Here is an 18,608-nt window from a genome sequence, read left to right as displayed (position 1 = left end):
TAAATGGTTACGACTTAAATTTTAAAATCATGAGAAATATATTTTTCCAAAAGCATATTTTGTGAAAAAGAATATATTTTAGAATTTCATATATACTATATTTCATAAGAAGCAGTTGTAAGATAAGATGATATCAGATGGAACATAGGAGGAAAATATAAGACGATGAGTTTCATATTTTCTTCAGCTATGGAGACTCATGATATATTGAATTTATTTTATAGCAGCTTCTTATATTATTTTGAAATAATATTCAAATAACATTTAAAATAAAAAAGTGCTTGTAAATTTTTCGAAATAGTGATAAAATGGGAATACATATAAAAAATATATTGACGTATGTTTTATAGTATGTTATATTAGACTAGCGATGGAAGAGGTCTTTTTTTTATGCCTAAAAATCCGTGTTCCATATATTTTACTAAGAATATTGGATCACCCAATTTTAAATTTAACGGAGGTGGAAGTTGTGCGCGTAAAGATCACATTGGCATGTACAGAATGTAAACAACGTAATTACAACATGACAAAGGAAAAGAAATTACATCCTGACAGAATGGAAACAAAAAAATATTGTAAATTCTGTAAATCACACACATTACACAAGGAAACAAAATAGTTAGGTTTGATTTTCGAAAGGAAAGTGAAGTCATGGGAGAAACTGCAAACAATACAGAAAAAGCTCCAAAGAAAAGTTGGTTCAAAGGTCTGAAAGCTGAATTCAAAAAGATAATTTGGCCTGATAAAGAATCACTTGCGAAGCAGTCACTGGCAGTTATTGTTATATCCGTAATTTTAGGTTTAGTAATCGCCGTATTAGACTTAGGAATCAAATATGGTGTAGATACTTTTATTAAAATAGGATAGGGTGATAATTCATGTCAGAGACAAATTGGTACGTTGTTCATACCTATTCCGGTTATGAGAATAAGGTAAAAGCCAACATAGAAAAAACAATTGAAAACAGAAAACTTCAAGATCAAATCTTAGAAGTATCCGTTCCTATTCAAGATGTTATTGAAGTAAAGAATGGAGTTAAGAAAAAAGTTCAGAAGAAGATGTTCCCTGGATATGTTTTGCTTAACATGGTAATGAACGATGATACCTGGTACGTAGTTCGTAATACGAGAGGCGTTACTGGCTTCGTCGGTCCTGGATCAAAGCCGGTTCCATTAACAGAAGCAGAAATGCGGGGAATGGGAATTAAGAAAGACGATGTTGTAATTGACTTGACTGTTGGTGATACTGTTGCAGTAATCTCTGGTGTGTGGGAGAATACTACAGGTGTTATTAAACAAATTAATCCACATAAACAAATCGTCACAATTAACGTTGATATGTTTGGTCGTGAAACTCCTGTCGAAATCAGTTTCACAGATGTCAAAAAAATAATGTAAACAAAGATACATCTAGAATACATGAAATATCGAAAACGATAGGTATCTAGATAGTGGGAGGGTAATGGATGCGTATCCATAGGACAATATTATCCATGGATTACTAAAATCCTAGATAGAACTCTATTGCAGGTGATAATCTGCTGTAGATGATAATCTAATGTAGATAACGATCTAGTGTAGATAATCTACTGTAGATGAATGAATCTACTACTCCCGGTAAAACCACAATATTTCAGGAGGTATGCTATAATGGCAAAGAAAGTTACAGGTTACATTAAATTACAAATCCCTGCTGCAAAGGCTACACCAGCTCCACCAGTTGGACCAGCTCTAGGTCAGCACGGTGTAAACATTGTACAATTCACAAAAGAATTCAATGCAAGAACAGCAGATCAAGAAGGAATGATTATACCAGTAGTTATTACTGTATATCAGGACAGAAGCTTTAGCTTCATTACTAAGACTCCACCAGCTGCAGTTTTACTAAAGAAAGCATGTAAAATTCAATCTGGTTCAGCTGTTCCAAACAAAACTAAAGTTGCAACTATTACTAAGGCAGAAGTTCAAAAGATCGCTGAATTAAAAATGCCTGACTTAAATGCAGCAAGTGTTGAAGCAGCAATCAGCATGATTTCCGGTACAGCCAGAAGCATGGGAATAACTGTAGTTGACTAATATAGAATGTTACTGTGGGAGGGTAATGGCAACATAGTTGCCATGGAAAATTGCTTCGCAATTTTCATAAGCATAACAAAAGTTATGTATACTCCCGATACTACCACTAGGAGGTTAATAGAATGAAAAGAGGAAAGAAATACGTTGATGCTGCAAAGCTTATCGACAGAGCTACGTTATACGATGCAGCAGAAGCAATCAGTTTAGTTAAAAAATCAGCAGTTGCTAAATTTGATGAAACAGTAGAAGCTCACATTAGACTTGGTGTTGACGGACGTCATGCTGACCAACAGGTTCGTGGTGCGGTAGTATTACCACACGGAACTGGTAAAACAGTTAAAGTACTTGTATTTGCTAAAGGCGATAAAGTAGCAGAAGCAGAAGCAGCAGGTGCTGATTATGTTGGTGGAGAGGAATTAGTTCCTAAGATCCAAAACGAAGGTTGGGTAGACTTTGACGTAGTTGTTGCAACTCCGGATATGATGGGTGTTGTTGGTCGTTTAGGACGTGTACTTGGACCAAAAGGCTTAATGCCAAACCCAAAAGCTGGTACTGTTACCATGGATGTAACAAAAGCTGTTAACGATATTAAAGCAGGTAAGATTGAATATAGATTAGACAAGACCAATATTATTCACGTGCCAGTTGGTAAAGCTTCCTTTACGGAAGAACAATTAAGCGACAACTTCCAGACGCTGATGGGTGCAATCATTAAAGCAAAACCAGCTGCTGCAAAAGGACAATATCTAAAGAGCGTTGTAATAGCTTCTACTATGGGACCTGGTGTTAAATTAAACACAGCTAAATTAGGTTAATCCATTTGCAAACAATATTTTGTTGGAAATTTTGATTTATGGTTGACACTATAATAGATTAATGATATACTACAACGTGTTATAACTGCCGAAGACAGTAGGTGCGGTTGAATGAAGACTATTTCAAGAAAATTCTTTTCATTCATAGCGTAAGTTGAAAACGCCTACCGAGGGAAATAAGAAATCTAAGATGACTTATAATAGCCCTTACTGTCTAACAGTAAGGGTTTTTTGGTTAAAAGATTATGTTTCGGATTCTACGAAACATTTCTACCAAGATCCCCTTTGACAGAAAGAATGTAAAATCTATAAGGAGGTGTGCTAGAATGGCAAAAGTAGAACTTAAACAACCTATCGTTGATGAAATCAAAGGATATGTAAAAGATGCAAAATCAATTGTTGCTGTAGACTATCGTGGACTTACTGTAGAAGAAGATACAAAACTTCGTAAACAGTTAAGAGAAGCAGGTGTAGTTTATAAAGTTTACAAAAACACATTGTTAAAACGTGCATTTGAAGGAACAGAATTTGAAGCATTATCCAAGCACTTAGACGGACCTACTGCTGTAGCATTTGGTCTTGATGATGCAACTGCTCCTGCAAGAATCCTTAATGATGTTTCTAAGACTTCTCCAAACCTAGAGTTTAAAGCTGGTGTTGTTGAAGGAACCTATTATGATGCAAAAGGCATTCAGGTTATTGCAACTATTCCATCAAGAGAAGTGCTTATTTCCAAATTACTTGGAAGCTTACAATCCCCTATTACCAACTTTGCTCGTGTTATTAAGCAAATTGCAGAAAAGCAAGGCGAAGTAGCATAATAGAAGTTTGTAAGATTATAAAAGCTTAGATTAATATTAAGCTAATTATTCGAAGTGATATAAACATTCGAAAAGAATAAAGAAAAAACTATTCTAACAGAGAATATAAACGAAAAATATAATTGGAGGTAATTAATAATGACAACTCAAGAATTTATTGATGCTATTAAAGGCATGACAGTATTAGAATTAAATGATTTAGTAAAAGCATGTGAAGAAGAATTTGGTGTATCTGCAGCAGCAGGTGTTGTTGTAGCAGGACCAGCAGCAGGCGGAGCAGCAGCAGCTGAAGAAAAAACAGAATTTGATGTTGAATTAACAGAAGTTGGAGCAAACAAAGTTAAAGTTATCAAAGTTGTTCGTGAAGTAACTGGCTTAGGCTTAAAAGAAGCTAAAGACGTTGTTGATGGAGCACCTAAGGTACTTAAAGAAGCTGCATCTAAAGAAGAAGCTGAAGAGATTAAAACTAAGCTTGAAGCAGAAGGCGCTAAAGTTACACTTAAATAATAAAAGTTTACTTTATACTAAGAATCCCACAACAATGTTGTGGGATTTTTGCTTATTAATTCAAAAGACAATAAAAAATAAAAAAAGTCAACAAATTTTTGTTGACACAATGAAAAATTTGTGATAGCATGAAAAGTGCACTATTGTGCTGTGGTATGCCTAAGTGTATATATTATAGCACATAAAAACTAAGTTGAAAAGTATTTTCATTAAAATTATTCAAGAATATTTCGAAAATAGGTTTTTTTACCCATTATTTTGGTAATATTTATGAATATTAATAAAACATCAAGGGGTGAAAACGTCAATGGATAAAAACAGGATACGTCCAATCAAAGTTGGTAACGGCGTTAGAATGAGCTACTCGAGGCAAAAAGAAGTATTAGAAATGCCAAATCTTATTGAAGTTCAGAAAGATTCATATCAATGGTTTCTTGACGAAGGTCTAAAAGAAGTCTTTGAGGATATTTCTCCAATTGAAGATTATAGTGGGCATTTAAGCTTAGAGTTTGTGGATTTCGTGCTGTGTGAAGATGATGTAAAATATTCAATTGAGGAATGTAAGGAAAGAGATGCAACTTTTGCAGCTCCTCTTAAAGTAAAGGTCAGACTTCACAACAAAGAGAACGATGAAATCAATGAACACGATATTTTTATGGGCGATTTACCATTAATGACTGAAACAGGAACTTTCGTTATTAACGGAGCCGAGAGAGTTATCGTAAGCCAATTAGTACGTTCCCCCGGTATCTACTATGCTATTGGACATGATAAGATTGGTAAGAAACTATTTTCCTCAACGGTTATTCCAAATAGAGGAGCATGGTTAGAGTATGAAACAGATTCCAATGATGTATTTTATGTACGTGTAGACAGGAATAGAAAAGTTCCTATTACTGTTCTTATTCGTGCATTAGGCATTGGAAGTAATGTTGAGATACAGGAAATTTTTGGTGAAGAACCTAAAATTATAGCAAGTATCGCAAAGGATCCATCGGATAATTATCAGGATGGTTTACTTGAGTTGTATAAAAAATTGCGTCCGGGTGAACCGCTTTCTGTTGAAAGTGCAGAATCATTAATAAATAGTATGTTTTTTGATCCAAGAAGATACGATCTTGCTAAAGTGGGAAGATTTAAATTCAATAAAAAGCTAGCTTTGAAAAACCGTATACTTGGTGTTACTCTTGCAGAAGATGTTATTAATAGAGAAACCGGAGAAATTCTTGCAGAAGCAGGAACGGTGGTTACAGAGGAACTTGCAGTTTTAATTCAAAACGCAGCAGTTCCCTCCGTTGTAGTTCAGGCAGAAGAACGTAACGTTAAAATTCTTTCTAACTTAATGGTTGATATAAACTGTTATCTGGATGTGGATAAAGAAGAATTGGGAGTAACAGAAGAAGTTTACTACCCAGTTTTAAAAGGCATTTTGGAAGAATTTAAGAACTTAGACGATAGAAAAGAAGCAATTAGAAAGAACATAGCCGATTTAATTCCCAAGCATATAACCAAAGATGATATATTTGCATCCATTAACTATAATATTCATCTGGAGTATGGTATTGGTGCGGCAGACGACATTGACCATTTAGGAAACAGAAGAATTAGAGCGGTTGGAGAATTATTACAAAACCAGTATAGAATCGGTCTTTCCAGAATGGAACGTGTAGTTAGAGAAAGAATGACAACACAAGATTTAGAAGGCATCAGCCCTCAATCTTTAATTAATATTAAACCTGTTACTGCTGCAGTAAAGGAATTCTTTGGTAGTTCCCAGCTGTCACAGTTTATGGATCAACATAATCCTTTAGGTGAATTAACACATAAGAGACGTTTGTCCGCCTTAGGCCCTGGTGGTTTGTCCAGAGATAGAGCCGGATTCGAGGTTCGTGACGTTCACTATTCTCACTATGGCAGAATGTGTCCGATTGAAACTCCGGAAGGTCCTAACATCGGTTTAATTAACTCCTTAGCTTGTTATGCAAGAATTAATGAGTACGGATTTATTGAAGCACCATATAGAAAAGTAGATAAATCTGATCCTAAAAATCCTAGGGTTATAGACGAAGTTCTTTACATGACAGCAGATGAAGAAGATAAATATATTGTGGCACAAGCCAATGAACCATTGGATGATAATGGTTATTTTATAAGCAGTAACGTATCCGGACGTTTTAGAGAGGAAACTTCTCAATTCGAAAAATCCAAAGTGGATTACATGGACGTTTCTCCTAAGATGGTATTCTCTGTTGCTACAGCAATGATTCCGTTCCTTGAAAATGACGATGCTAACCGTGCCCTGATGGGTTCTAACATGCAGCGTCAGGCAGTTCCTTTGTTAATTACTGAGGCACCTGCAGTAGGAACCGGTATGGAAGCAAAATCAGCAGTTGACTCCGGTGTATGCGTTGTTGCTAAGAAATCCGGTGTTGTTGAAAAAGCAGCAGCTAAAGAAATTATTATCAAGAACGATGATGGAACAAAGACTCCATATAAGCTTGTTAAGTTTGCAAGAAGTAATCAGGGTACTTGTATCAACCAAAGACCTATTGTTAATAAAGGTGACAAAATTGACGCCGGTCAGGTAATTGCAGATGGTCCTTCCACTTCTCAAGGTGAGTTAGCATTAGGTAAGAATCCACTAATTGGATTTATGACCTGGGAAGGCTACAACTACGAGGATGCTGTTCTTTTAAGTGAAAGACTGGTTCAGGAAGATGTGTACACTTCTGTTCATATTGAAGAATACGAAGCAGAAGCAAGAGACACTAAATTAGGACCGGAAGAAATCACAAGAGACGTTCCGGGCGTTGGTGATGACGCATTAAAAGATTTGGATGAAAGAGGTATCATAAGAATTGGTGCTGAGGTTCGTGCCGGAGATATTCTTGTAGGTAAAGTAACTCCTAAGGGAGAAACAGAGCTTACAGCAGAAGAGAGACTTCTTCGTGCAATCTTTGGTGAAAAGGCAAGAGAAGTAAGAGATACTTCCCTGAGGGTGCCTCATGGTGAATATGGTATTATTGTAGATGCCAAAGTGTTTACAAGAGAAAACGGAGACGAGTTATCACCTGGTGTTAACCAAACTGTTCGTGTATACATTGCTCAGAAGAGAAAAATCCAGGTTGGTGATAAGATGGCTGGTCGTCATGGTAATAAGGGTGTTGTTTCCCGTGTATTACCTGTAGAAGATATGCCTTTCTTACCAAATGGAAGACCTCTTGATATTGTATTAAACCCACTAGGCGTACCATCACGTATGAACATTGGACAGGTGCTTGAGATTCATTTAAGCCTTGCTGCTAAAGTACTTGGCTTTAATGTAGCCACACCGGTATTCGATGGAGCAAATGAGTTCGATATCATGGATACATTGGAAGTTGCCAATGATTATGTAAATACAGATTGGGAGTCTTTTGTAGGAAAATATAAAGATATATTAGATTCTGACATATTGGAATATTTAGATAGAAACAAAGAAGAAGCAAAATCACAATGGACAGGTGTTCCTATTAACCGTGATGGTAAAGTAAGACTTCGTGACGGAAGAACCGGAGAATATTTTGACGGCTCCGTTACTGTTGGTTTCATGCACTACCTAAAACTTCACCATCTGGTAGATGACAAGATCCATGCCCGTTCAACAGGACCGTACTCCTTAGTTACTCAACAGCCTCTTGGCGGTAAAGCACAATTCGGTGGACAGAGATTCGGTGAGATGGAAGTTTGGGCACTGGAGGCATATGGTGCAGCTTATACGTTACAAGAAATTTTAACTGTAAAATCTGATGATGTAACAGGACGTGTTAAGACTTATGAAGCTATTATTAAAGGTGAAAATATTTCAAAGCCTGGTATACCGGAATCCTTTAAGGTGCTTCTAAAAGAATTACAGTCATTGGCACTTGATGTAATAGTATTAGACGAAAATGGTCAAGAAGTTAAGATGACAGAAAACATTGATTATGGCGATGGAGACTTAACACCACTAATTGAAGGAGACAACAACTTCAGATATGACGAGGATTATAACGAAGCGGGATACAGAGAAACTACTGCGGAAGAAGACAGTTTCTTTGATGCCTTTGAAGAAGAGGAAGTAGAAGCTGAAGTTGAATTAAATGAAGTGGATGACGAAGAATTCGAAGTATAAAAAGTGACTGATGGAATTGGGGAAAGATTTTTTTCTCCTCAATTCCATTAAGAGTTATGACATTTTTTATGTTAATATTGAACGGATGAAGCAGTGTCCGTACTATGAAAGGAAGTGCCAGATGATGCCAGAAGTAGTGAATAACGAAAGTTCTCAGGAAATCACATATGATGCGATAAAAATTGGATTAGCTTCTCCTGAAAAGATCAGAGAATGGTCAAGAGGCGAAGTTAAGAAACCGGAGACAATAAACTACAGAACCCTAAAACCTGAAAAAGACGGTTTGTTCTGTGAAAAGATATTTGGACCAAGCAAAGACTGGGAATGTCATTGTGGTAAATATAAAAAGATTAGATATAAGGGCGTAGTATGTGACCGTTGTGGCGTTGAAGTAACCAAAGCCAGTGTTCGTAGAGAAAGAATGGGACACATTGAACTTGCTGCACCAGTATCACATATATGGTATTTTAAAGGAATTCCCAGTAGAATGGGTCTTATCCTGGATCTCTCTCCTAGAACATTGGAAAAGGTACTATATTTTGCATCTTATATTGTTTTAGAAAAAGGTAATACAGACTTACAATATAAACAAGTTTTAAATGAAAAAGAATATAGAGAAGCTTATGAGAAGTATGGTAATAAGTTTAGAGTGGGAATGGGTGCGGAAGCTATTAAAGAACTGTTAGAAGCAATCGATCTTGAAACAGAAGCTGTTGCACTAAAGAAAGAATTAAAAGGTTCCACCGGACAAAAAAGAGCAAGAATTATTAAAAGACTGGAAGTAGTAGAAGCTTTCAGAGAGTCAGGAAACAGACCGGACTGGATGATTCTTACCGTGGTTCCAGTTATCCCTCCTGATCTTAGACCAATGGTACAATTAGATGGTGGACGTTTTGCAACCTCTGATATGAATGATCTTTACAGAAGAATTATAAACCGTAATAATCGTTTAAAGAGACTTTTAGAATTAGGTGCACCGGATATTATTGTACGTAATGAAAAGAGAATGTTACAAGAAGCAGTAGATGCTTTAATTGATAATGGTAGAAGAGGAAGACCGGTTACAGGTCCTGGTAATCGTGCTCTGAAATCTTTATCTGATATGTTAAAGGGTAAGCAGGGACGTTTCCGTCAGAACTTACTTGGTAAGCGTGTTGACTACTCCGGACGTTCCGTTATCGTAGTAGGACCGGAATTAAAGATTTATCAGTGCGGACTTCCAAAGGAAATGGCAATCGAATTGTTTAAGCCTTTCGTAATGAAAGAATTGGTTTCCAGGGGAACTGCCCATAATATAAAATCTGCTAAGAAGATGGTAGAAAGACTTCAATCGGAAGTTTGGGACGTATTAGAAGAAGTAATCAGAGAACATCCGGTTATGTTAAACCGTGCCCCGACACTTCATAGATTAGGTATTCAGGCTTTCGAACCCGTACTTGTAGAAGGTAAGGCAATTAAACTTCATCCATTGGTATGTACAGCTTTCAATGCCGATTTCGATGGTGACCAGATGGCGGTGCATTTACCATTGTCTGTTGAAGCTCAGGCAGAATGCAGATTCTTACTATTATCACCTAATAACTTGCTAAAACCATCCGATGGTGGTCCGGTTGCAGTACCTTCACAGGATATGGTACTTGGTATTTATTATCTGACTTTAGAAAAACCGGGAGACTTAGGCGAAGGTCACTGCTTTAAGAGTATAAATGAAGCTATTCTTGCATATGAGAATAATGCAATTACTTTACATGCCAAAATTAAAGTAAGAAGAACCGGTATTAATAGTCAGGGCGTAGAAGAAAGCAAAGTGATTGAATCCACTTTAGGAAGATTTATTTTCAATGAAATGCTTAGCCAGGACTTAGGATTTGTAGACAGATCCAATCCGGAGAATTTCTTAGCTCTTGAAGTTGATTTCCATGTTGGTAAGAAACAGTTAAAGAAGATTCTTGAAAAATGTATCAATACCCATGGTGCAACAACAACTGCCGAAACTTTGGATGCAATTAAATCCCTGGGTTATAAATATTCTACAAGAGCTGCTATGACCGTTTCCATTTCTGATATGACAGTTCCAGAAGCAAAGAAAACTATTATTGCAGATGCAGAAGATACGGTTGAAGAAATCTCTAAGAACTTCCGTCGTGGTTTGATGACAGAAGAAGAAAGATACAAAGCAGTTATAGAGACTTGGAAAGAAGCCGATGATGAAATTACAGAAGCTCTTTTAACCGGTCTAGATAAATATAATAATATATTCATGATGGCTGACTCCGGTGCCCGTGGTTCCGACAAACAGATTAAACAGCTTGCAGGTATGCGTGGACTTATGGCGGATACAACCGGACGTACTATCGAGTTGCCTATTAAATCAAACTTCCGTGAAGGACTTGACGTTTTGGAATACTTTATTTCTGCCCATGGTGCAAGAAAGGGTCTTTCCGATACTGCTCTTCGTACAGCCGATTCCGGATACCTGACACGTCGTTTGGTTGACGTTTCTCAGGATTTAATTATTCGTGAAGTAGATTGCTGCGAAGGCAAAGAGATTCCAGGTATGTGGGTAAAAGCATTTACTGACGGTAAAGAAGTAATTGAAAGTTTGGAAGATAGAATTACAGGAAGATATTCTTGTGAAACTATTTATGATGATAATGGTGAAATTATCGTGAAAGAAAATCACATGATTACACCTAGAAGAGCTGCAAGAATTGTTGCTACCAGTAAAATTGCAGAAGCAGGTCACGCAGCAAAAGTTAAGATTCGTACTATTCTTGGCTGTAAATCACACATTGGTGTTTGTGCAAAATGCTATGGTGCTAACATGGCAACCGGTGAAGCGGTTCAAGTAGGTGAAGCAGTTGGTATTATCGCTGCTCAGTCAATTGGTGAACCGGGTACACAGTTGACCATGCGTACATTCCATACAGGTGGTGTTGCCGGTGATGATATTACACAAGGTCTTCCTCGTGTCGAAGAACTTTTTGAAGCCAGAAAGCCAAAGGGTCTTGCAATTATTGCTGAATTTGGCGGTACGGTTACTATTAAAGATACCAAGAAGAAGAGAGAAGTTATTGTAACCAACGATGAAACCGGAGAAGCTAAGGCATATTTAATTCCTTACGGTTCCAGAATCAAAGTTTCCGATGGTGATGTTTTAGAAGCTGGTGATGAACTAACAGAAGGTAGTGTAAATCCTCATGATATCCTTAAGATTAAAGGTGTTCGCGCTGTTCAGGATTATATGATTCAGGAAGTTCAGAGAGTTTACCGTTTACAAGGTGTTGAAATCAATGATAAGCATATTGAAGTGATCGTACGTCAGATGCTAAAGAAAGTCCGCATTGAGAACAGCGGTGATTCTGAATTCTTACCGGGTAAATTAGTAGATGCATTAGAATTCGAAGATGTGAATGAACAATTGGAATCTGAAGAATTAGAGCTTGCTGAAGGTAAGCAGGTAATGCTTGGTATTACAAAGGCCTCTTTAGCTACCAACTCTTTCTTATCCGCTGCCTCTTTCCAGGAGACAACGAAGGTTCTTACAGAAGCTGCCATTAACGGTAAAGTAGATCCATTAATTGGTCTGAAGGAAAATGTTATTATTGGTAAGCTAATTCCTGCAGGAACAGGTATGAAGAGATACCGTTCTGTAAAACTGGATTCTGATATGGAAGAAGAAATCATGATTTCAGAAGATTTGGAAGAGGATAATTTTGATAATTATCATTATTCAGAATCTACCATGGATGAAGTAGATGGTGTGGAAGCAGATGATTTTGATAATGACGATGCAGAATTACTAGAAGAAGATTTTGAAGATGGAGATTTCGGAGAAGAAGACTTATCTGATAAAGATGAAATAGACGAAGGCTTCTTAGATGAAGATTTTGACGATGACTCTACAGATAAATAGTTAATTGCAATAAACAATATATCATTCTGGGTGCAAATTCAACAAGACTGAATTTGTGCCCAGAAACTCTATACTTTAAAATTTTTAAAGACTTTACTAAAATTAACATTTCTAAATTGCTAATTTTCGATAAATCCCTTGACAATAAAAATAATTTAAAGTATAATCATTAAGCGCGATTTTATATTGCGATAAATTTTTGTGTGCAAATTTGCATGCAGGAAACCTATGACAGTGGGCAACCCAAACAATCAATAATCATCAGGAGGTGAAAATTAATGCCTACATTTAACCAATTAGTAAGAAAAGGAAGAAAGACTATTGAAAAGAAATCTAACTCTCCAGCTCTTCAAAAAGGATTCAACTCCTTAAACAAGAGATCTACTGATACTTCATCACCACAAAAAAGAGGTGTGTGTACAGCAGTTAGAACAGCTACTCCTAAGAAGCCTAACTCAGCTCTTAGAAAAATTGCCAGAGTACGTCTTTCCAACGGTATCGAAGTAACAAGCTATATCCCAGGTGAAGGACATAACCTTCAGGAGCATAGTGTTGTTCTGATCAGAGGTGGTAGAGTAAAGGACTTACCAGGTACTCGTTATCACATCATCAGAGGTACACTTGATACAGCAGGTGTTGCTAAGAGAAGACAGGCTCGTTCCAAATACGGAGCTAAGAAGCCTAAAGAAGCAAAGAAATAATAAAGATTCTTCACTAATCATTAAGTGCCGGGTTAATTTTTAAATTCAGATTTGATAAATCCCTATGGGTTGCATTTTATCACCGAAATAAGAAACATGTTTTCAGAATATACGGTATAGATTTGAAGATAGAGTTAAACTGTGCATGAACACAGGATTCCCCTATGGGGAGTATGTGAGTACCGAGGATCTAAGAAAAACTTATTGTAAATCAATAAGAAATATTAAGGAGGGAAGCAACGTGCCACGTAAAGGACATATACAAAAAAGAGATGTATTAGCAGATCCAATTTATAACAGCAAAATTGTTACTAAGCTAATTAATAACATTATGTTGGATGGTAAAAGAGGAACTGCACAAAAAATCGTATACGGAGCTTTTGAAAAAGTAGCAGAAAAAACTGGCAAGGAAGCAATCGAAGTTTTCGAAGAAGCTATGAACAACATTATGCCAGTACTTGAAGTAAAAGCTAGACGTATCGGTGGTGCAACATATCAGGTGCCTATCGAAGTTAGACCTGATAGAAGACAAGCATTAGCTCTTCGTTGGTTAACTTTATATTCTCGTAAAAGAGGAGAAAAGACCATGGAAGAAAGATTAGCTAATGAGCTTATGGATGCAGCAAACAATACAGGTTCTGCTGTTAAGAAGAAAGAAGATATGCATAAGATGGCTGATGCTAATAAGGCATTTGCACATTATAGATGGTAATTAATTGTTTTATATATTATTACAAATAAAAGTGATAATATAGTATTCTGAATAATTAGCATTTGGATATTACGGCCGGTAAATAATTTTACGTTGAAAAGCAATACTATATAACTGGTAGTAATATGGCATTATGTTATAAATATCTTTTTACGATGTAAATATTAATATAGTGTAAAATCATCATACGACTGAAAGATTTTATATGAACCACTAGAATTTAAGGAGGAATTTCCTTGGCTGGAAGAGAATATCCGTTAGACAGAACTAGAAACATCGGTATTATGGCTCATATTGATGCGGGTAAGACAACACTTAGTGAGCGTATCTTATTCTATACCGGTGTTAACTACAAAATCGGTGATACTCATGAAGGTACTGCTACCATGGACTGGATGGAGCAGGAACAGGAAAGAGGTATCACAATTACTTCAGCCGCAACTACATGTCACTGGACTCAGGAATTTGAGCATAAAAAGATTCCTGGTGCTTTGGAACATCGTATTAACATTATCGACACTCCGGGACACGTTGACTTTACAGTAGAAGTTGAACGTTCCTTACGTGTACTAGATGGTGCTGTAGGTGTATTTAGTGCTAAGGGTGGTGTAGAACCACAATCAGAGACTGTATGGCGTCAGGCTGATAAATATAGCGTACCTAGAATCGCATTTATTAATAAAATGGACGTAACCGGTGCTGATTATTTCAATGCTATTGATATGATTAGAACAAGATTAGACAAGAACCCGGTAGCTCTTCAATTACCTATTGGTAAAGAAGATACATTCGTTGGTCTTGTAGACTTGTTTGAAATGAAAGCTTATTATTATTTAGATGATAAGGGTACAGACATTGAAATAAAAGACGTACCAGATGATATGAAAGAAGAAGCTGAAGAATATAGAGCAGCCATGATTGAAGCCATCTGTGAAACAGATGATGATTTAATCGAAAAATTCTTAGAAGGTGAAGAACCAACTATAGAAGAATTAAAAACTGCTTTAAGAAAAGCTACTATTAATGTTTCAATTATTCCTGTACTTTGCGGTTCTGCGTATAAGAATAAAGGTGTTCAAAAATTATTGGATGCTGTTATTGAATATATGCCAGCACCTACAGATATCCCAGATATCAAAGGTATGGATGAGGAAGGTAATGAAACAAGCAGAGAATCATCTGATGAAGCTCCATTTTCAGCATTGGCATTCAAGATTATGACAGATCCTTTCGTTGGTAAACTTGCATTCTTTAGAGTTTATTCAGGAACAGTTAATTCAGGTTCTTACGTACTTAACTCAACAAAAGGCAAGAAAGAACGTGTTAGCCGTATCCTTCAGATGCATGCTAACAAGAGAGAAGATCTTGATAAAGTATACTCAGGTGATATCGCAGCAGCAGTTGGATTTAAGTTCACTACAACCGGTGACACAATCTGTGATGAAAAAGCTCCGGTTATCCTTGAATCCATGGAATTCCCAGAACCAGTTATTGACGTAGCTATTGAGCCTAAGACAAAAGCTGGTCAGGATAAAATGGGTGAAGCACTTGCGAAACTTGCAGAAGAAGATCCTACTTTCAGAACTCATACAAATGAAGAAACAGGTCAAACAATTATTTCCGGTATGGGTGAACTTCACCTTGAAATCATTGTAGACAGACTTCTTCGTGAGTTTAAGGTAGAAGCTAATGTAGGTGCACCTCAGGTTGCTTACAAAGAAACATTTACTAAGAGCGTTGAAGTTGATAGTAAATATGCTAAACAATCCGGTGGACGTGGACAATACGGACACTGTAAAGTTAGATTTGAGCCTATGGATGCTAACGCTGAGAAGGTATTCGAATTTACCTCATCTGTTGTAGGTGGTGCTATTCCTAAGGAATACATCCCAGCTGTTGGTGAAGGTATCGAAGAAGCTTCTAAAGCAGGTATTCTTGGTGGATACCCAGTACTTGGTATTAAAGCAACTGTATACGATGGTTCTTACCATGAAGTTGACTCTAATGAAATGGCATTTAAGATTGCCGGTTCTATGGCATTTAAGGATGCTATGCATAAAGCAGGAGCAATTTTACTTGAGCCTATCATGAGAGTTGAAGTTACTGTACCAGAAGATTATATGGGTGACGTAATCGGTGATATGAGTTCACGTCGTGGACGTATCGAAGGAACAGAAGATATTAACGGTGTTAAATTAATCAGAGGATTCGTTCCATTATCTGAAATGTTTGGATACGCTACAACACTTCGTTCTAAGACTCAAGGCCGTGGTGGTTATTCCATGTTCTTCTCAAGTTATGAGCCAGTACCAAAGAATGTACAAGAGAAAGTTCTTGCAGATAAAGGTAAGAAATAATCTATTATATTCGGCTTAATTTGTATTATATGTAAAAACGATTTGTTTTGTTATTTTAGCTTGAAAAAATTTCTAGATTGAAATATAATTAAGCTTATAAGAAAATATAAAATTAATCCCTTGCAGGCTTCCCTTACGGGGAATTCCTTACGGGCTGTGCGAAGTGCACATGAAAAAGCATTTATTTTAAAGGAGGACTTTATAAAATGGCTAAAGCTAAGTTCGAAAGATCTAAACCACATTGTAATATCGGAACCATTGGTCACGTTGACCATGGTAAAACTACATTAACAGCTGCAATCACTAAGACTCTTCACGAAAGATTAGGTACTGGTGAAGCAGTAGCATTTGATAAGATTGACAAGGCTCCGGAAGAAAAGGCTAGAGGTATAACAATCTCTACTTCTCACGTTGAGTATGAATCAAAAGCTAGACACTACGCACACGTTGACTGCCCAGGACATGCTGACTACGTTAAGAACATGATCACTGGTGCTGCTCAGATGGACGGCGCTATCCTTGTAGTTGCTGCTACTGATGGTGTTATGGCTCAGACAAAAGAGCATATCTTATTATCCCGCCAGGTTGGTGTTCCTTATATCGTAGTATTCATGAACAAATGTGATATGGTTGATGACCCAGAACTTCTTGAATTAGTAGAAATGGAAATCAGAGAATTATTAAACGAATATGAATTCCCAGGCGATGATACTCCAATCATCCAAGGATCAGCTCTTAAAGCTCTTGAAGATCCTACAAGCCAATGGGGAGATAAGATTCTTGAATTATTTGATGCTATCGATACTTGGATTCCAGATCCTCAAAGAGCAACAGACAAACCTTTCTTAATGCCAGTAGAAGACGTATTCTCTATTACTGGACGTGGTACAGTTGCTACAGGACGTGTTGAGCGTGGTGTTCTTCATGTATCTGAAGAAGTTGAAATCGTTGGTATTAAAGAAGAAACTCGTAAAGTTGTTGTAACTGGTATTGAAATGTTCAGAAAGCTTCTTGATGAAGCTCAAGCTGGTGATAACATTGGTGCTCTTCTTCGTGGTGTTCAAAGAACAGAAATCGAAAGAGGACAGGTTCTTTGTAAACCAGGTACAATCAAATGCTACAAGAAATTTACAGCTCAAGTTTACGTATTAACAAAAGATGAAGGTGGACGTCATACTCCTTTCTTCAACAACTATAGACCACAGTTCTATTTCAGAACAACTGACGTAACTGGTGTTTGTAATCTTCCAGAAGGCGTAGAAATGTGCATGCCTGGTGATAACATCGAAATGTCTATCGAATTAATCCATCCAATCGCTATGGAGCAAGGTTTAGGCTTCGCTATTCGTGAAGGTGGTAGAACAGTTGGTTCAGGTAAAGTTGCTACTATCATTGAGTAATTAAAAAATTACCCCAAGCCTTTATTTATAAGGGTTTGGGGTTTTCTTTATTTTGCGGTGATACTATTTTGATACTAATTCATTCAATTTACTGGCTACTTCTTCGTGTTTACTGGGGTATAAATGAGAATATGTGTTAAGAGTTGTTTCTACTTTCTCATGGCCTAATCGTTCAGCTATGAGAAGTGGTGAGAATCCGAGTTCGATTAAGAGTGATGCATGGGAGTGTCTTAGTTCATGGATTTTAATTATTCTTATTCCGGAAGCTTTACTACCTCTTTTGATTTCGTTATATAGAAATGATTTTGTAAACGGGAATATCCTATCAGAAGGGTTAATGTCATATAACATATCTAAATAATTTTTCAATATGTCATTCAGAAAGTCGGGTATGGTAATAATACGATTACTTTTAGGTGTTTTGGGAGCGGTTACAATGTCTTTTCCACCGATTCTTTGCAATGATTTATTAATAGTTAATACCTTGTTATCAAAGTCAATGTCTGATGGTGTAATAGCGAATAATTCGCCTACTCTTATCCCAGTCCAATATAATGTATTTAATGCAGCATAACCAGAAGGGTTGCTTATGCAGTCTATAAATGTTTTAAACTCTTCTTTAGTCCAAAAGTCAAATGCTTCTGCTTTAGTTTTTCCGATGCTACCGGCTTTCTTACAAGGGTTTTCTTTTAACCCATAATATCTTACTGCAAAGTTTAGTAGAATAGTCAGAGTATTGTTTATTTTCCTTTGATAGGTTGGGGAATAATCTTGTTCTAGTATATCATTCTGCCATTTACGAATGTCAGTAGGCTTAATTTCATTTATAGGCTTGTCTTTGAAGAAAGGGAGTATCTTATTATCTATTACATTCCTTTTTGAATCTATAGACGTTTTACGCAGTCTGGTTGACATATCTTCAAAGTATAAAGTAACCAATGTTTGAAATGTCATAGTCTGATCAGCTTGATGCTTACTTAAAAAATCTCTTTCCCATTCCTTTGCGTCCTTTTCTCTTTTAAATCCTCGCTTTAACTTTTGCTTATTCTGACCGGTCCAGTCCTTGTAATAGAATTTACAGTACCAGGTCTTTTTTTCTTCGTCTTTATAAGTTGGCATTTTTATATCAATCTCCTTTTAGAACACCAGTT

The 18,608-nt window shown here is 36.7% G+C and carries 14 protein-coding genes and 1 other annotated feature; of the genes, 13 read left to right on the top strand and 1 reads right to left on the bottom strand.

What is annotated here, in order from left to right; all coding sequences use genetic code 11:
• Nucleotides 1-469 precede the first annotated feature (469 nt).
• The 13 genes from rpmG to tuf all read left to right on the top strand — a co-directional run bounded on the left by rpmG (nucleotide 470) and on the right by tuf (nucleotide 17,457).
• Entirely contained in the window at nucleotides 470-619 is a 150-nt protein-coding gene (gene rpmG, locus RT261_RS12185; protein ID WP_091687573.1) for a 50S ribosomal protein L33, read from the top strand.
• A gap of 32 nt (nucleotides 620-651) precedes the next feature.
• Entirely contained in the window at nucleotides 652-867 is a 216-nt protein-coding gene (gene secE / locus RT261_RS12180; RefSeq protein ID WP_091687572.1) for a preprotein translocase subunit SecE, read from the top strand.
• A gap of 11 nt (nucleotides 868-878) precedes the next feature.
• A complete protein-coding gene (nusG, locus tag RT261_RS12175) occupies nucleotides 879-1,397 on the top strand; it encodes a transcription termination/antitermination protein NusG (RefSeq protein WP_313132840.1) in 519 nt (172 codons plus the stop codon).
• Between the two features lie 252 nt (nucleotides 1,398-1,649).
• The gene (gene rplK, locus RT261_RS12170) at nucleotides 1,650-2,075 is read left to right on the top strand and encodes a 50S ribosomal protein L11 (protein ID WP_313132838.1); all 426 of its coding nucleotides are present in this window, start codon (nucleotides 1,650-1,652) and stop codon (nucleotides 2,073-2,075) included.
• A gap of 122 nt (nucleotides 2,076-2,197) precedes the next feature.
• Nucleotides 2,198-2,890 carry a 50S ribosomal protein L1 gene (rplA, locus tag RT261_RS12165; protein WP_313132836.1) on the top strand — a complete coding sequence of 231 codons (693 nt, stop codon included), beginning with the start codon at nucleotides 2,198-2,200 and terminating at the stop codon, nucleotides 2,888-2,890.
• Nucleotides 2,891-2,960: 70 nt separating this feature from the next.
• Nucleotides 2,961-3,133 (top strand) — a sequence feature (ribosomal protein L10 leader region).
• An 83-nt stretch (nucleotides 3,134-3,216) separates the two neighbouring features.
• Nucleotides 3,217-3,711 (top strand): 50S ribosomal protein L10, encoded by a 495-nt coding sequence (gene rplJ / locus RT261_RS12160; protein ID WP_313132834.1) that lies wholly within the window; start codon nucleotides 3,217-3,219, stop codon nucleotides 3,709-3,711.
• A gap of 138 nt (nucleotides 3,712-3,849) precedes the next feature.
• Nucleotides 3,850-4,218, top strand: a complete 369-nt coding sequence (gene rplL / locus RT261_RS12155) for a 50S ribosomal protein L7/L12 (protein ID WP_313132833.1) — start codon at nucleotides 3,850-3,852, stop codon at nucleotides 4,216-4,218.
• Between the two features lie 307 nt (nucleotides 4,219-4,525).
• Nucleotides 4,526-8,371 carry a DNA-directed RNA polymerase subunit beta gene (gene rpoB / locus RT261_RS12150; RefSeq protein ID WP_313132831.1) on the top strand — a complete coding sequence of 1,282 codons (3,846 nt, stop codon included), beginning with the start codon at nucleotides 4,526-4,528 and terminating at the stop codon, nucleotides 8,369-8,371.
• A 124-nt stretch (nucleotides 8,372-8,495) separates the two neighbouring features.
• Nucleotides 8,496-12,287, top strand: a complete 3,792-nt coding sequence (gene rpoC / locus RT261_RS12145) for a DNA-directed RNA polymerase subunit beta' (protein WP_313132901.1) — start codon at nucleotides 8,496-8,498, stop codon at nucleotides 12,285-12,287.
• 278 nt (nucleotides 12,288-12,565) lie between these two features.
• Nucleotides 12,566-12,988, top strand: coding sequence for a 30S ribosomal protein S12 (rpsL, locus tag RT261_RS12140; RefSeq protein WP_313132829.1), 423 nt, complete (start codon nucleotides 12,566-12,568; stop codon nucleotides 12,986-12,988).
• 241 nt (nucleotides 12,989-13,229) lie between these two features.
• Nucleotides 13,230-13,700, top strand: a complete 471-nt coding sequence (gene rpsG / locus RT261_RS12135; protein WP_139221532.1) for a 30S ribosomal protein S7 — start codon at nucleotides 13,230-13,232, stop codon at nucleotides 13,698-13,700.
• 236 nt (nucleotides 13,701-13,936) lie between these two features.
• Nucleotides 13,937-16,057, top strand: a complete 2,121-nt coding sequence (gene fusA / locus RT261_RS12130) for an elongation factor G (protein ID WP_313132826.1) — start codon at nucleotides 13,937-13,939, stop codon at nucleotides 16,055-16,057.
• Between the two features lie 206 nt (nucleotides 16,058-16,263).
• Nucleotides 16,264-17,457: an elongation factor Tu gene (gene tuf, locus RT261_RS12125; RefSeq protein WP_313132823.1), complete on the top strand. Its 1,194-nt coding sequence runs from the start codon at nucleotides 16,264-16,266 to the stop codon at nucleotides 17,455-17,457.
• Between the two features lie 63 nt (nucleotides 17,458-17,520).
• On the opposite strand, the gene RT261_RS12120 is transcribed toward tuf, so the two are convergent.
• Complete coding sequence (locus RT261_RS12120) at nucleotides 17,521-18,576, bottom strand: site-specific integrase (RefSeq protein WP_313132821.1); 1,056 nt, start codon at nucleotides 18,574-18,576, stop codon at nucleotides 17,521-17,523.
• Nucleotides 18,577-18,608 lie beyond the last annotated feature (32 nt).

The sequence above is a fragment of the Anaerocolumna sp. genome, assembly GCF_032079385.1.
Taxonomy (GTDB): domain Bacteria; phylum Bacillota; class Clostridia; order Lachnospirales; family Lachnospiraceae; genus Anaerocolumna.
Note: the sequence above shows the minus strand (reverse complement) of the source record. Positions and strands in the feature narration are given on the sequence as shown.

Coding starts and splice junctions, on each gene's coding strand:
- secE (WP_091687572.1), top strand. CDS start 652: ATGGGAGAAACTGCAAACAATACAGAAAAAGCTCCAAAGAAAAGTTGG.
- RT261_RS12120 (WP_313132821.1), bottom strand. CDS start 18,576: ATGCCAACTTATAAAGACGAAGAAAAAAAGACCTGGTACTGTAAATTC.
- rplA (WP_313132836.1), top strand. CDS start 2,198: ATGAAAAGAGGAAAGAAATACGTTGATGCTGCAAAGCTTATCGACAGA.
- tuf (WP_313132823.1), top strand. CDS start 16,264: ATGGCTAAAGCTAAGTTCGAAAGATCTAAACCACATTGTAATATCGGA.
- rpoC (WP_313132901.1), top strand. CDS start 8,496: ATGCCAGAAGTAGTGAATAACGAAAGTTCTCAGGAAATCACATATGAT.
- rpsL (WP_313132829.1), top strand. CDS start 12,566: ATGCCTACATTTAACCAATTAGTAAGAAAAGGAAGAAAGACTATTGAA.
- rplL (WP_313132833.1), top strand. CDS start 3,850: ATGACAACTCAAGAATTTATTGATGCTATTAAAGGCATGACAGTATTA.
- nusG (WP_313132840.1), top strand. CDS start 879: ATGTCAGAGACAAATTGGTACGTTGTTCATACCTATTCCGGTTATGAG.
- rplJ (WP_313132834.1), top strand. CDS start 3,217: ATGGCAAAAGTAGAACTTAAACAACCTATCGTTGATGAAATCAAAGGA.
- rpoB (WP_313132831.1), top strand. CDS start 4,526: ATGGATAAAAACAGGATACGTCCAATCAAAGTTGGTAACGGCGTTAGA.
- rplK (WP_313132838.1), top strand. CDS start 1,650: ATGGCAAAGAAAGTTACAGGTTACATTAAATTACAAATCCCTGCTGCA.